General features: G+C 63.4%; 12 protein-coding genes. 8 read left to right on the top strand and 4 right to left on the bottom strand.

Annotated elements, in window-relative coordinates; all coding sequences use genetic code 11:
• The first annotated feature begins 136 nt into the window (after positions 1-136).
• The 6 genes from ACN0YJ_RS04680 to ACN0YJ_RS04655 are packed head-to-tail and all read left to right on the top strand — an operon-like array spanning position 137 to position 7682.
• The gene (locus tag ACN0YJ_RS04680) at positions 137-571 is read left to right on the top strand and encodes an NAD(P)H-dependent oxidoreductase subunit E (protein ID WP_417495484.1); all 435 of its coding nucleotides are present in this window, start codon (positions 137-139) and stop codon (positions 569-571) included.
• Complete coding sequence (locus ACN0YJ_RS04675; RefSeq protein ID WP_417478337.1) at positions 564-2129, top strand: formate dehydrogenase beta subunit; 1566 nt, start codon at positions 564-566, stop codon at positions 2127-2129. The genes ACN0YJ_RS04680 and ACN0YJ_RS04675 overlap by 8 nt, the downstream gene beginning before the upstream one ends.
• 4 nt (positions 2130-2133) lie before the next feature.
• The gene (gene fdhF / locus ACN0YJ_RS04670) at positions 2134-4971 is read left to right on the top strand and encodes a formate dehydrogenase subunit alpha (RefSeq protein ID WP_417495483.1); all 2838 of its coding nucleotides are present in this window, start codon (positions 2134-2136) and stop codon (positions 4969-4971) included.
• 30 nt (positions 4972-5001) lie between these two features.
• Positions 5002-5778, top strand: coding sequence for a formate dehydrogenase accessory sulfurtransferase FdhD (gene fdhD, locus ACN0YJ_RS04665; RefSeq protein ID WP_417495482.1), 777 nt, complete (start codon positions 5002-5004; stop codon positions 5776-5778).
• Positions 5771-5986, top strand: coding sequence for a formate dehydrogenase subunit delta (locus tag ACN0YJ_RS04660; protein WP_417478303.1), 216 nt, complete (start codon positions 5771-5773; stop codon positions 5984-5986). Before fdhD ends, ACN0YJ_RS04660 begins: the two co-directional genes overlap by 8 nt.
• A 25-nt stretch (positions 5987-6011) precedes the next feature.
• Complete coding sequence (locus ACN0YJ_RS04655; RefSeq protein ID WP_417495481.1) at positions 6012-7682, top strand: formate--tetrahydrofolate ligase; 1671 nt, start codon at positions 6012-6014, stop codon at positions 7680-7682.
• On the opposite strand, the gene ACN0YJ_RS04650 is transcribed toward ACN0YJ_RS04655, so the two are convergent.
• A complete protein-coding gene (locus ACN0YJ_RS04650; protein ID WP_417495480.1) occupies positions 7679-9595 on the bottom strand; it encodes an ABC transporter transmembrane domain-containing protein in 1917 nt (638 codons plus the stop codon). The two genes, ACN0YJ_RS04655 and ACN0YJ_RS04650, sit on opposite strands and share 4 nt — an antisense overlap.
• Positions 9596-9670: 75 nt before the next feature.
• Positions 9671-10318, bottom strand: coding sequence for a class I SAM-dependent methyltransferase (locus tag ACN0YJ_RS04645; RefSeq protein ID WP_417489541.1), 648 nt, complete (start codon positions 10316-10318; stop codon positions 9671-9673).
• Between the two features lie 118 nt (positions 10319-10436).
• Between ACN0YJ_RS04645 and ACN0YJ_RS04640 the strand changes: the two genes are divergently transcribed.
• Both ACN0YJ_RS04640 and ACN0YJ_RS04635 read left to right on the top strand, forming a co-directional pair.
• Positions 10437-11336: a LysR family transcriptional regulator gene (locus ACN0YJ_RS04640; RefSeq protein ID WP_417495479.1), complete on the top strand. Its 900-nt coding sequence runs from the start codon at positions 10437-10439 to the stop codon at positions 11334-11336.
• A gap of 156 nt (positions 11337-11492) precedes the next feature.
• On the top strand, positions 11493-12128 hold the full coding sequence (locus tag ACN0YJ_RS04635; protein ID WP_417484689.1) for a peroxiredoxin: 636 nt from the start codon (positions 11493-11495) through the stop codon (positions 12126-12128).
• Positions 12129-13065: 937 nt separating this feature from the next.
• Here ACN0YJ_RS04635 and ACN0YJ_RS04630 read toward each other — a convergent pair.
• Together ACN0YJ_RS04630 and ACN0YJ_RS04625 are read right to left on the bottom strand one after the other, a co-directional pair.
• On the bottom strand, positions 13066-13431 hold the full coding sequence (locus ACN0YJ_RS04630) for a hypothetical protein (RefSeq protein ID WP_143024067.1): 366 nt from the start codon (positions 13429-13431) through the stop codon (positions 13066-13068).
• A 12-nt stretch (positions 13432-13443) separates the two neighbouring features.
• Positions 13444-14496, bottom strand: coding sequence for a 2-oxoacid:ferredoxin oxidoreductase subunit beta (locus tag ACN0YJ_RS04625; RefSeq protein WP_417495478.1), 1053 nt, complete (start codon positions 14494-14496; stop codon positions 13444-13446).
• Position 14497: the final 1 nt, after the last annotated feature.

Genomic DNA, 14497 nt, shown 5'->3' with positions numbered 1-14497 from the left:
CGAAAGCTCTGACCAGCCAAACGGGAGAGATCATCAGTGTGTAAGGTGGTTTTTGGCCTGACGCCGCGCAGGACACGTGCCGTTCTGGCCGAACATCTATGCCGGGAAAACACTGATCACGCATGGGGAGACTGGCGTGTCGAAGAAAGATAGGGAAACGGTGGAACAGGTCTGTGCGTGGTATGGTCACCGTGCCGACGCCCTGATCGAAATTCTCCATGACGTCCAGCGAGCACACGCGTGCGTCAGCGATGAAGCCGCCCGGACCATCGCCGCAAGCCTCAATATTTCCCGTGCCGAAATCCAGGGCGTGCGCAGTTTCTACGCCGACTTCTCGACCGCCCCGCGTGCAGAGCGCCGCATCCGTCTGTGCCGGGCCGAGGCCTGTCAGGCGGTCGGGGCAGACCAGCTTGCCGCAGAGCTGGACCGTGCCGGCACGCCGCATGAAGCGGTCTATTGCCTGGGCAATTGCGCGCTCGGTCCCGCGGCACTGATCGGTGAGCGCCTGGTCGGGCGGGCAACCCCTGACCGCCTTGCCGCGGCCAGCGCCGGGAGCGGTGATGATGACTGATCCCCTCACCCTCTTCCTGCCACGCGATGCCGCGGCCCGTTCAGTCGGTGCGGACGCGGTCGCCGAACGCCTGCAGGAGATCGCGCAGCAACGCGGCATTGTCCTCAATCTGGTTCGCACCGGTTCGCGCGGCATGCTCTGGCTGGAACCCATGCTGGAGATTGAGCGCGATGGCGTACGCCACGGCTTCGGGCCGCTCTGCGAGGACGATCTCGAAGCCCTGTTCGAGCAAGACTTCCGCGACGGACACCCGCTCGCGCTGGGCCCCGTCGAGGCGCTGAGCTGGATGCAGGCGCAGACGCGGCTTCTTTACCGGCGCTGCGGCGTTCTCGACCCGCTCGACCTGGACGGCTTTGAACGGATGGGCGGCCTTGACGGTTTACGGGCCGCGATCGCGCAAAGCGCCACCGACACGATCGAAACCGTCACGGCCTCGGGTCTGCGAGGCCGCGGCGGCGCCGGCTTCCCCGCCGGCATCAAATGGAAAACCGCTGCCGATGCGCCCGGCGAAGAGAAATATATTTGCTGCAATGCCGATGAGGGCGATAGCGGCACATTCGCCGACCGGATGTTGATCGAAGGTGATCCGGGCCAATTGATCGAAGGCATGATCATCGCCGGCCTCGCTGTCGGCGCGACCCAGGGCTTTATCTATCTGCGCTCGGAATACCCCGACGCTATCCGGACGATGCGCGCCGCCATATCGGCCTGGGAAGCGCGTGGATGGCTCGGCGAGGACGTACTCGGATCAGGCCGCAGCTTTCACCTCACCCTGCGACGCGGGGCCGGCTCCTATGTCTGCGGCGAAGAGAGCGCGATGCTCGAAAGCCTTGAGGGCAAGCGCGGCCAGGTGCGGGTCAAACCACCCATCCCGGCGATCTCCGGCCTGTTTGGCAAGCCCACCATCGTCAACAACGTCCTCACCCTGGCCAGCGTGCCGGACATTCTTGCCAAGGGCGCTGCCGCCTATCAGGCACTCGGCAATGAACGTTCCCGCGGCACACAGGCTTTCCAGCTGGCCGGCAATATCAAACGCGGCGGCCTGTTCGAGGCACCCTTCGGGCTCTCCCTGCGCGAACTGATTGAAACTCATGGCGGCGGCACGCTGTCGGGCCGCCCCGTGCGCGCTGTGCAAGTCGGCGGGCCGCTCGGTGCTTATCTGCCCGCGTCCATGCTCGACTTGCCAATGGAGTATGAAGCCTTCGCCGCTGCCGGGGCGATGCTGGGCCATGGCGGGATTGTCGTGTTTGACGACACCGTCGACATGGCACGCCAGGCCGAGTTTGCGATGGAGTTCTGCGCCGAGGAGAGTTGCGGCAAATGCACGCCTTGCCGGATCGGCTCGGTGCGCGGCGCCGAGACACTGGCCAAGGTCCGCCGCGGCGAGGATGTCGAAGCCAATCTCGTCCTCGTCGAGGAATTGTGTACCGTGCTCACAGACGGCTCGCTCTGCGCCATGGGCGGGCTGACGCCGATGCCGGTGATGAGCGCGCTGCGCCATTTCCGAGAAGACTTCCAGGCCGAGCCGCTACAGGCCGATGAAACGGTGGTAGGATAGCGCCATGGGTAGCCGCAAAGCATCAGATTTTGGAACCCCGGCGAAGGCCGGCGAAGCGAGCGTCAGCCTCGAGATCGACGGCAAGCGCGTGCAGGTTCCCGCCGGCACATCGATCATGCGGGCTGCAGCCCAGACCGAGGCCCGGATCCCCAAGCTCTGCGCCACCGACAGCCTTCAGCCCTTCGGCTCTTGCCGCATGTGCCTGGTCGAAATTGAAGGCCGCAAGGGCACGCCGGCTTCCTGCACCACGCCGGTCGCGGAAGGCCTGAAGGTCACCACCCAGTCGCCGCGCCTGGAAGCCCTGCGCCGCGGCATTATGGAGCTTTATATCTCCGACCATCCGCTCGACTGCCTGACCTGTTCGGCCAATGGCGATTGCGAGTTGCAGGACACGGCCGGCGAAGTTGGCCTGCGCGAGGTGCGTTATGGCTTTGATGGTGAGAACCATCTCGATGAAGGCGTTGACGCCTCCAATCCCTATTTCCAGTTCGACGGCTCGAAATGCATTGTCTGTTCGCGCTGCGTACGGGCTTGCGACGAAGTTCAAGGCACGCTGGCGCTGACCATTGAAGGCCGCGGCTTCGATTCAAAGGTCACCGCCAGTCTCGGCGAGACGTTCTTCGACAGTGAATGCGTCTCCTGCGGCGCCTGCGTCCAGGCTTGCCCGACCGCGACACTGATGGAAAAGACCATCGTCGAACACGGCCAGCCACGGCGCGAAGTGAAAACCACCTGTGCCTATTGCGGCGTCGGCTGTTCCTTCATCGCCGAGCTGCAGGGCGATGAAGTGGTGCGCATGACGCCGGACCGCGAGGGCGGTGCCAATGAAGGCCATTCCTGCGTCAAGGGGCGTTTCGCCTGGGGTTATGCGACGCATCAGGAGCGCATGCTCTCGCCGATGGTGCGTGAGAATATCACCGATCCATGGCGCGAATGCAGCTGGGACGAGGCGATCGATTTCGCCGCCACCCGCCTGCGCCGCATCCAGGCCGAACATGGCAGAGGCGCAATCGGTGGCATCACATCATCGCGCTGTACCAATGAAGAGGTTTATGTCGTCCAGAAAATGGTTCGCGCTGCCTTTGGCAATAATAATGTCGACACCTGCGCCCGCGTCTGTCATTCGCCGACCGGCTACGGGCTAAGCGTTACGCTGGGCACGTCCGCCGGCACACAAGACTTCAAATCGGTCGAGCAGGCCGATGTCATCCTGGTGATCGGCGCCAACCCAACCGATGCGCACCCGGTCTTTGCCTCTCGCATGAAGAAGCGCCTGCGGGCCGGCGCAAAGCTGATCGTGATCGATCCGCGCCGCATTGATCTGGTGCGCTCGCCGCATATCAGCGCTGCACATCATCTCCAGCTGCGTCCTGGCACCAATGTCGCCGTGATCAATGCCCTCGCCCATGTCATCATCACCGAGGGTCTGGCCGATAGCGCCTTCATCGCCGAGCGTTGCGAGGATGACAGTTTCAAACGCTGGGCCGATTTCATCAGCGATGCCAGTAATTCACCGGAAGCTGTCGAGGCCGTCAGCGGCGTGCCGGCGCAGGACTTGCGCGATGCTGCCCGGCTCTATGCCACTGGCGGCAATGGCGCGATCTATTACGGGCTGGGTGTGACGGAGCATTCCCAAGGCTCATCCATGGTCATGGGCATGGCCAATCTGGCGATGGCGACCGGTAATTTCGGACGCGAGGGCGTCGGCATCAGCCCGCTGCGCGGTCAGAACAATGTCCAGGGCTCCTGCGATATGGGCTCCTTCCCGCATGAATTCCCAGGCTATCGCCATGTCTCCGACGACATTGTGCGCGGTGCCTTCGAGCAGTCCTGGGGCCGCGATTTGCTGGCCGAGCCCGGCCTGCGCATCCCCAACATGTTCTCCGCCGCCCTCGATGGGTCTTTCCGTGGCCTCTATGTCCAGGGCGAGGATATCGCCCAGTCCGATCCGGACAGTCATCATGTACTGGCGGCGCTGCGGGCGATGGATTGCGTCATCGTGCAAGACCTCTTCGTCAACGAAACGGCAGCCTATGCGCACGTCTTCCTGCCCGGCACCTCCTTCCTGGAAAAAGACGGCACCTTCATCAATGCCGAACGCCGCATCAATCGCGTCCGCCCGGCCATGCCGGAAAAACAGGGCCTGTCGGAATGGGAGACGGTCTGCCGCCTCTCCACGGCGATGGGCTTCCCGATGCAGTATGACAATGCCGCCGCCATCATGGACGAGATCGCGACCCTGACGCCTACCTTCGCCGGGGTCAGTTTCGACCGTCTCGACAATGGTCCCTCGATCCAGTGGCCGTGCAATGAGGCCGCGCCGGACGGCACGCCGGTCATGCATGTCGGCGGTTTCGTGCGCGGCAAGGGTCATTTCATGATGACGCAATACGTGCCGACCGAGGAACGCTCCAACCGGCACTTCCCGCTCTTGCTGACCACCGGCCGCATCCTGAGCCAGTATAATGTCGGCGCCCAGACACGGCGCACGGCCAATTCTTCCTGGCATGACGAGGATTTGCTGGAAATCCATCCGGCCGATGCGCAAATGCGCGGCGTCGCCGATGGCGATATGGTCTCGCTGTCCAGCCGCAAGGGCGCGATCACGGTGCGCGCCACGATCACAGACCGGGTGCCGCCGGGCATCGTCTACACGACGTTCCACCACCCGGAGACGGGCGCCAATGTCGTTACGACCGAGCTCTCTGACTGGGCCACCAGCTGCCCGGAATACAAGGTGACCGCCGTCCAGGTCTCGCCCTCCAACATGCCGTCAGACTGGCAGGCCGAACGCGAGCGCCGCGCCCACCGCGCCGTTCGCGTCATCCCGGCTGCAGAATAGGGCGCAGAGGTGGCGAGTCCTTCTTTCCCCGTGAGCCGGCGCGCGAATGTCCATTCCTCGGCCGAGGGGGCGCACGAGTGGGGCATTGCCGAAGAGGTTCCGGTCGAGATCGGCTTCAACGGCACCGCCTGGACCGTGATGATGGCCAGCCCGACCGATGTCGAGGATCTCGCCATCGGCCTGGCCCTGACTGAGGGGGCGGTGGCGAGCGGCCGCGATATCAAGACCGTCGCAATCCGCCAATGGCCCGAGGGCCTCACGGCCGATATCCGCATTGCGCCGGATTTGGTGCGCAGCGACCGGATACATCGCCGCGCGCTGGATGGCCGGACCGGTTGCGGCCTGTGCGGTGTGGAGCAGCTTGCTGATCTGCACGCACCGCCGAGCGCCCTGCCGCCCGGGCCGAGGGTCGAAGCGGCGGCCATCCGCGCCGCGCTCGACTCCCTGCCCGGTCACCAGCATCTCAACCGCGAGACCCGCAGCGTTCACGCTGCCGCCTGGTGCCGCCTGGATGGCGAGATCATCCTCGTGCGTGAAGATGTTGGCCGGCACAATGCCCTCGACAAACTGGCCGGCGCCCGCCTGCGAGGCGGCGAGCCGGACGATGCGGGCTTTGTCGTGATGAGCAGCCGCTGCAGTTTCGAACTTGTCTTCAAGGCGGCACGGATGCGCGCGGCCCTGCTCGCCGGCCAGTCGGCCCCGACCGGCCTCGCCCTGAACCTGGCCACCCGGCTCGCGCTGCGGGTTGCGGCGGCCGGTCCGGATGGCGCCATTGTCTTCTTCAGCCCGGAGTCTGCCGATGAATGATGCCAGTCTCATCCGGATGGCCCATCAGATTGCCGATTTTTACGCCCCCTATACCGAGGCCGAAGCGATCGAGGGTGTGGCCGTCCATATTCGCAAATTCTGGGATCCTGGCATGCGTGATCGCCTGATCGCGCTCTCGCAATCTCCCGATGCCGGGCTGCGCCCGACCATAACCGCCGCGATCACCCGGCTCATCGCCCTCAGCTGACACCAGACTGGATCGGACTGCCCTCATGACAACCGACATCGAAATCGCCCGCGCCGCAACCCTGCGGCCAATCACCGAAGTCGCCGGCCGGCTCGACATCCCGGCCGATGCCATTGCCCAGTATGGCACCGACAAGGCCAAGCTGACGGCACCCTTCCTGGCCAGTCTGGAGGACAAACCGGACGGGCACCTCATCCTGGTCACCGCGATCAATCCGACCCCGGCCGGCGAGGGCAAGACCACGACCACGGTCGGGCTCGGCGATGCCCTCAACCGGATCGGCAAAAAGGCCGCGATCTGCATTCGCGAACCCTCGCTGGGCCCCTGTTTCGGGATGAAAGGCGGCGCGGCGGGCGGCGGCCATGCCCAGGTCGTGCCGATGGAAGATATCAATCTCCACTTCACCGGCGATTTTCACGCCATCACCTCGGCGCATAGTCTGCTCTCGGCGATGATCGACAATCATATCTATTGGGGCAATGCGCTCGAGATCGACCAGCGCCGCATCGTCTGGCGCCGCGTCGTGGACATGAATGATCGCGCCCTGCGCCAGATCACCACCTCGCTCGGCGGTGTCAGCAATGGATTCCCGGGCGAATCCGGTTTCGACATCACCGTCGCCTCCGAAGTGATGGCCATCCTCTGCCTTGCGACTGACCTGGACGATCTGCAACGTCGGCTGGGTGATATCATCGTCGCCTACCGGCGCGACAAAAGTGCGATTACCTGCCGCGATATCAAGGCTGACGGCGCCATGACCGTATTGTTGAAAACGGCGATGCAGCCCAATCTGGTTCAGACGCTGGAGAATAACCCGGCCTTTATCCATGGCGGCCCCTTCGCCAATATCGCCCATGGCTGTAATTCCGTGATCGCGACAAGGTCGGCGCTCAAGCTGGCCGATTATGTTGTCACGGAAGCCGGGTTCGGCGCCGATCTCGGGGCCGAGAAGTTCTTCAACGTCAAATGCCGCAAGGCCGGGCTGAAGCCGAAAGCCGTCGTGCTTGTGGCGACGATCCGGGCGCTGAAGATGAATGGCGGCGTCGCGAAGGAGGATCTCGGAGCCGAGAACCTCGAGGCCGTCCAGGAAGGCTGCGCCAATCTCGGGCGCCATATGGAAAATCTCGCCAAATTCGGCGTGCCGGCAATCGTTGCGATCAATCACTTCACGGTCGATACCGACGCCGAAATCGAGGCGGTGAAGGCTTATGTGGCGGAGCGCGGCGGCGAGGCCGTGATTTGCCGGCACTGGGCAGACGGCGGTGCCGGGGCAGAAGAATTGGCCGGCAAGCTGGTGGCCTTGATTGATACGGGCAAGGCAGATTTCAAACCGCTTTATCCGGACTCAATGCCCCTGTTCGATAAAATCGAGACGATTGCCCGCGAGATTTACCGCGCTGACGGCGTCACCGCAGACAAGGCCGTGCGCGATCAATTGGCGGCCTGGGAGAAAGCCGGGTTCGGGGATTTGCCGGTCTGCATGGCCAAGACGCAATACAGCTTCACGACGGACCCGACACGGCGCGGCGCGCCCGATGGACACACGCTGGAGGTCCGTGAAGTCCGACTCGCTGCCGGGGCCGGTTTCATCGTCGTGATCTGTGGTCAGATCATGACCATGCCTGGCCTTCCGCGTGTGCCCTCGGCCGAGAATATCGGGCTGGATGATGCCGGCAATGTCGTTGGGCTTTTCTAGGCGGAGGCGGAAGCCTCATCCTCGTCCGGGACGGTGAACTGCAGTTCGATATAGCGCGCATAGAGCCCGCCGCGGGCGAGCAATTCGGTGTGCGTGCCCTGGTCGACAATACGGCCGCCCTCGAGCACGACGATGAAATCGGCCTTGCGCACGGTGGCCAGACGGTGGGCGATGACCAGGGTGGTGCGATTGCGTGACAGGGTCTCGAACGCGGTCTGGATCACCGCCTCGCTTTCGGAATCCAGCGCGCTGGTCGCCTCATCAAGCAGGAGGATCGGGGCGTCGCGCAGGATGGCCCGGGCAATCGCCAAGCGTTGGCGCTGGCCGCCCGAAAGCGTGCGGGCATTTTCGCCAAGCTGGGTTTGATAGCCGTCCGGCAGCGCCATGATGAAGTCATCGGCATTGGCAGCCCTGGCCGCCTCGATCACGTCCTCAAGCGAGGCTCCGGCGCGCCCGAAGCGGATATTGTCGGCGACCGAACCGCCAAATAGCGGCGCATTCTGTTGCACGATCGAGAGCGCATTGCGCAGTTCAGTCGGATCGAGCTGGCTGATATCGACACCGTCGACGCTCAACCCTCCGGAGGCCGGGTCATAGAGGCGCAGCAGGAGCTGGAACATGGTGCTCTTGCCGGCACCCGACGGCCCGACCAGGGCGACGGTCTGGCCCGGCTCCACCTTCAGGCTGATCCCCTCAAGCGCCAGCGCGTCGGGGCGCGTCGGATAGGCGAAGGAAACATTGTCGAACGCGATCTCCCCGCGTACCGGTGTCGCGAAATGCTCCGGCATTTCCGGCACATCGATATCGGGTTTGGCCGCGAGCAATTCCATCAGGCGCTCGGTCGCACCGGCGGCCCGCATCACTTCGGTATAGGTCTCGGTGAGCATGCCGACGCCCGAAACGGCGACGAAGGCATACATCACAAACTGGGTCATCGCGCCGGGCGTGATGCTGCCGGCCTGGACCTGGACGGCACCAAACCACAAGACCGCGATCAGGCCCGACAGGATCACCGTGAAGATGATCGCCGTCATCCAGGCGCGCACTTCAATGCGGGCGAGCGAGACCTTGAAAGTGGTCTCGACGGCCTCAGCAAAGCGCGACCTTTCCTCGGGTTCGCGGGTGAAGGCCTGCACGGTCTCGATCGCCTGCAGGCTTTCGCTGGCGCGGGCCGAGGCATCGGCGAGATTGTCCTGGCTGGAGCGCGACAGGCGCTGTACCCGGCGGCCAAACAACATGATCGGACCGAGGATAACCGGCCCGAGCGCCAGCACCATCAGGGCGAGCTGCCAGTTGACCACGACCATCAGGATCAGCGCCCCGGTCGTGGTCGCCACGGTGCGCAGCGCGACGGAGACCGAGGAGCCGACCACGGTCTGGATCAGCGTCGTGTCCGTAGTCAGGCGCGAGAGCACTTCGCCGGTGCGCGTGCTGGCGTAAAAAGTGGGGCTCAGGGAGAGGAGGTGATCGAACACATTGCGGCGCAGGTCAGCGACAACGCGCTCACCGAGCCGGCTGATGAAATAGAAGCGCATGGCGCTGGCGAGGCCGAGCAGGGCGGCGACGGCAATCCCGGCGAGGAAATAGGCCGACAGGCCGTCGCCAATCGAGAAGGCGCCGCAGATCGCCGAATCCGAGGCGCCGGCAAAACCGCAATCGACGACGAGGCGAAAGGCGCCGGGCAGGATCAGGGTGAGGGTCGAGGCGAGGACAAGAAACAGGGTGAAGGCCGCCAGCAGACCGGGATAGGCGAGCACATAGGGCAAGAGCCGGCGCAGTGGCTGGGCACTGCGGGCCTTTTCCCGATGCGCCGCATCGCGCTCAAGCTCGGAAGCAAAGCTGGAGCCCCGGTCGGTATCGGCGCGATGTTCGGCGGTTTGCGATGTCTCGGCCAAGGGGATCTCCGGGGTCATGGCGGGGGCGTATCAATCTGGTCCCTGCATATAGGATGTTCGGCGCCCGCTTGCACCGGGCGATACCGTGCGGGATCAGTTGGCCGGCTTGCGGGCGACGATGAAAACCGCGACCGCCTTGTCCGGGCGCCATTGATGCTCAAGCTCAAATCCGGCCTGACGCAGGCTCTCCGCCAGCTGGACCTGGGTGAAGACGCGCAGCATAGGCAACAGGCCCAAGGCGCGTCCGATCGGTGCGATCAGACTGAAAAACCACATTTTCTCGCCCAGACAGGCGGTGCTGGAGATAAACACGCCCCCCGGCTTGAGCAGGGAATGGACGCGGGCAATCGCGGCATCGCGGTCCTCCAGCAAGTGCAGAATGCTCAGTCCGAGCACGACGTCGAAACGCCCGGGCGCCGCATCGATATCCTCGAAGCCAACGCGTTCAAAACTGATATTCCCGACCCCGGCCTCAACCGCGCGGCCCCGGGCAATCTCCAGCATTTCGCCGGACAGGTCGGTGGCGTGGATATGTTTGACATGGGGCGCATGGCTGACCGCCGTCATGCCGGTGCCGCAGCCAAATTCGAGTACGTCCGAGTCCGGCGTGAAATGCTGGCGCGTGATCTCGAGCTTTTTCTGATAGGCCGCCTCATCGCTGATCGGGTCAGTGGCATATTTCTGCGCCAGACGGTCCCAGAAACGCCGGTCATTGTCCGGTTTGCTTGCATCGGTGGGCATGGAATTTCCTCTCTGAAGCCGCCGGAACGGTATGGCCGGATCCTTTGGGCAACCTGTTTACCCATACACAAACAGAAGGTATATTGTCGAATACTGCGGCTTTGGTATACGTAAATAGATGAACTGGCCCGCCATTGCCTTCGACTGGAATCAGATCCGCGCCTTTCTCGCCACCGTTGAGGAAGGGTCGTTTTCGGCTGCCGCCCGTGCGCTGGGTCAGACCCAGCCAACCCTGAGCCGCCAGATTTCCGCCCTCGAGGACGCGCTCGGCATCACCCTGTTCGAGCGCGGCCATCGCGCCATGGTCTTGACCGAGCCGGGCCGCGCCCTGCTCGAGCCGGTGCGGTCCATGGCCGAGGCGGCGACCCGCATTTCGCTGACGGCGTCCGGCCAGTCCTCGCAGATCGCCGGCCGCGTCACCCTCACTGCCACCGACTCCATGGCGATGCATGTCCTGCCGCCAGTGCTGCTCAAGCTGCGGCAACTGGCACCGGAGATCGAACTCGACATCATCGCCTCCAATGATGTCCGCGACCTGACCCGGCGCGAGGCCGATATCTCGATCCGCCATGCCCGCCCGGAACAGGGTGAGCTGATCGGCAGGCTGCTGTGCCAGACCCGCGCCTGTCTTTATGCCAGCCCGGACTTCCTCGACCGCCATGGCCGCCCGAAATCCGCTGCTGACCTCGCCCGCTATGACTTTATCGGCTTTGACCGCGATGAGCGCTTCCTCGCCGCCCTCCAGGGGATCGGCCTGCCACTCACCGAGCGCAATTTCAAACTCCATACCGCCAGCGGTCCGGTGATGAACGAACTGATCCGCAACGGGCTGGGTATCGGCGTCCTGACCGAAGGATTCGCGGCTCTCAATCCGGGCCTCGAGCGTGTGCTGCCAGGCCTGCCGGTGATCGAGGTCCCGGTCTGGCTGGTCACTCACCGCGAATTGCATACCAGCCGCCGGATCCGGCTGGTTTTCGATCTCCTGGCGCAGGAACTGGCCCGACCAGAACCTGCATAATCCACGCGAAATTGCCCGATTACCGGTGTGGCGGGCACAATCAATTTGATAAGTCCGGCCCCCAACCCTATCTAGAGATCATGGCCAGCGGCATGAGGCGCTGAGCCGGCAAATTCACCCGCCGCCAAACCATTGGCGCCCGCACAGGAGACAGACATGTCACTCAGGATTGGCGATACCGCCCCCGATTTTACCATTGCCACCACCAAGGGCGAGATCAGCCTGCATGAATGGGCCGGCGATAGCTGGGTCTTCTTCTTCAGCCATCCGGCCGATTTCACCCCGGTCTGCACCACCGAAATGGGCCGCACCTCCCAGCTCGCCGATGAGTTCAAGAAGCGCAATACCAAGCCGCTGGGCCTGTCGACCGACACTGTCGCCGAACACGTCAAATGGATTGATGACGTCAACGACACCCAGCACACCGATCTGCAATTCCCGATCGTCGCCGACGCCGATCACAAGGTCGCCCAGACCTTTGACATGATCCATCCCGGCGAGAGCACCACGGCCGCCGTGCGTTCGGTCTTCATCATCGATCCGGCCAAGAAAATCCGCCTGATGATGACCTATCCGATGAGCGTCGGCCGCAATTTCGATGAGATCCTGCGCGTCATCGATGCGCTGCAGACCGGTGACAAATACAAGATCGCCACCCCGGCCGACTGGACACCGGGCGACCAGGTCATCATCCCGCCTTCGATCACTGATGATGCGGCCAAGGACATCTTCCCCCAGGGCTGGACCACAGTGCGCCCCTATCTGCGCCTGACTGATGTGCCCAAGGGCTGATCAAGCACAAGCCGGGACGGAGGTCGCAAGGCCTCCGCCCCGGTGCCTGATGATACTTATGCCATAAACGACCGGAATTGACCGCCGAACGCGCCGTCTTCCGCTCCACCGGCACTAATCAAATTCCTTGTCTGCCAGTCTGTCACTCTGCCATTGCGGAGCGCCCGGCCGCGTGAGGCCTTGCGATCCGGCCGTTTTCCGGACTGACAGGGCCTGTCATGGAATGGCAGAGTCTGCCATGGCGGAGCATTGCGCTCTCCCGTCCATCACGTCCTGTTGCAAGGCGATTTCCGTCCCCGGAACCAGTCCTGGAGAGGGTAGATTTTGAAATTTTGAAAGGGAAAGGTTTCCGGGCGCCGGGTTCCGGCTGCACGGATATTCTGACGAAGCCAACCATGTCAAAGAGCGAAATTCGCCCGATTATAACGCGGGCCGGGTGGGGGTGGATTAGTTGGGTGCGAGCCCGTGCCCGTCATGATTGAAACTCCCCGCCTCCAAGCAACACACCATTTTCCCCCGGAGGAGCGCAGCGAATTCCGGGGCCTACCGGAGAGTGGCGAGCAATCTCCAGGCTCTGGTAGGCCCCGGAACACCCGCATGCGCGGGTGCAGGCATGTCCGGGGGAAGAGGTTTGGTGATTTGGGAAATGCGGAGCGCCGAAACACCCTCACGTGCAAGACGGGCGGCGGCGCCCGGTCCCCGCCATAGACCTCATGCCGAGATTTCGCCAGCCGGGCTCGACGGCGTCAAGGCGCATGCCCGCCAGCACCAAAGGCGGCCTTGACGCCGTTGAGCCCGGCTGGCCCACTCGCAGGCAAGAGGTTTATGGGGTGGTGTTGGCGGGAGGCAGACTTTCTGCGCCCGCAACACACTACCTCTTCACTCTGACAAAGACTGATTTGGAAATGTGTTACGAAAGAAGGCGTCCGGAGCGCCGTCACACCATCCATGCCATTCCGAGCCGGATCATGAGTTGCGCCGCCGCCACAACCGGAAGAACCGAAAATGTGACATGTAGGAATGCCAAATTCATCCCGAGAACCAGGGCCAGCGCGAGGGTCACTGACACGGCGAGAACCATCGCCACCAACAGACAATACGGCAGGACTTTGCGCCAACTTTTGGTGAGCCACAGCAGAGCCCAGGAAATCGATATGTCGGCAAACACGAAAAGCGCCAGCAGCGCAATTTTCCCGATTGACAGGTCTTCTCCGATGACAAAATTGAGCGCCAAGATGTAGATCATTACCATCACGGTCGCGAGACCCAATAGCTGGACCGAGATCGACGTCGCGCTCGACACTGACCCCCCCCCCTACTTCCACCGCCCCTGCAATTTCGCCAGCGCCGCCCGCCCCGGCGTCAACGCCTCATACGGCAGCGCATTCAGCGGCGTCTTCGGCAAATGGTTGGCGGCGTGCATGTCGGCCATGTCCTCGTTGACATAGAGCAGGCCGGTGCGGATTTCGCCGGAGCGGTCGCCGAGCAGGAGGGTTTCGATGGCCTGGGCGCGGTCGCGCGGGTCGTAGTCGTCGTCGGTTTTGCGCAGTTTGAGGATGCCGCCATCATGCATGGTGACGGTGATGGCGCCGCCCTCACTGGTGTCGGCGGTGATTTCCTCGTGATGGGCGACGAAATCGGTGTGCACCAGCGGATGGTAGTATTTGAAGGTGTGGGCATAGCTCTTGGTCGAGCCGGCATGGTCATTGAAGGTGACGCAGGGCGAGATGACGTCGATCAGGGCGAAGCCCTTGTGCATCAGGCCGGCCTGAATCAGCGGCACCAGTTGCGACTTGTCGCCGGAGAAGGCGCGCGCCACGAAGCCGGCGCCAAGCGTCAGGGCCTGGACGCAGGGGTCGATCGGCGATTGCTCGTTGGCGATGCCCTTCTTCGACTTGGTGCCGATATCGGCCGAGGCCGAGAACTGGCCTTTGGTGAGGCCGTAGACGCCATTATTCTCCAGCACATAGAGCATGTTGAGATTGCGGCGGATGGCGTGGGCGAACTGGCCGAAGCCAATGGAGAGACTGTCTCCATCGCCGGAGATGCCGATATAATGGAGGTCGCCATTGACCGCATTGGCCCCGGTCGCGACCGAGGGCATGCGCCCATGGACGCAATTGATGCCGTGCGACTGACCCATGAAATAGGCTGTGGTCTTGGACGAACATCCAATGCCGGAGATCTTGGCGGCGCTGTGCGGCGGCAGATCGAGTTGCCAGAAGGCCTGGACCAGGGCGGCGGTGACGCTGTCATGACCGCAACCGGCACACAGGGTCGACATCGAGCCTTCATAATCGCGCACCGTGAGGCCGAGCTTGTTGCGCGGCAGATGCTTGTCGATCAGGGGTTTGGACATTGAGGTCATG

It is taken from the genome of Maricaulis sp., from assembly GCF_048270095.1.
In the GTDB taxonomy this organism is placed as follows: domain Bacteria; phylum Pseudomonadota; class Alphaproteobacteria; order Caulobacterales; family Maricaulaceae; genus Maricaulis.
Note: the sequence above shows the minus strand (reverse complement) of the source record. Positions and strands in the feature narration are given on the sequence as shown.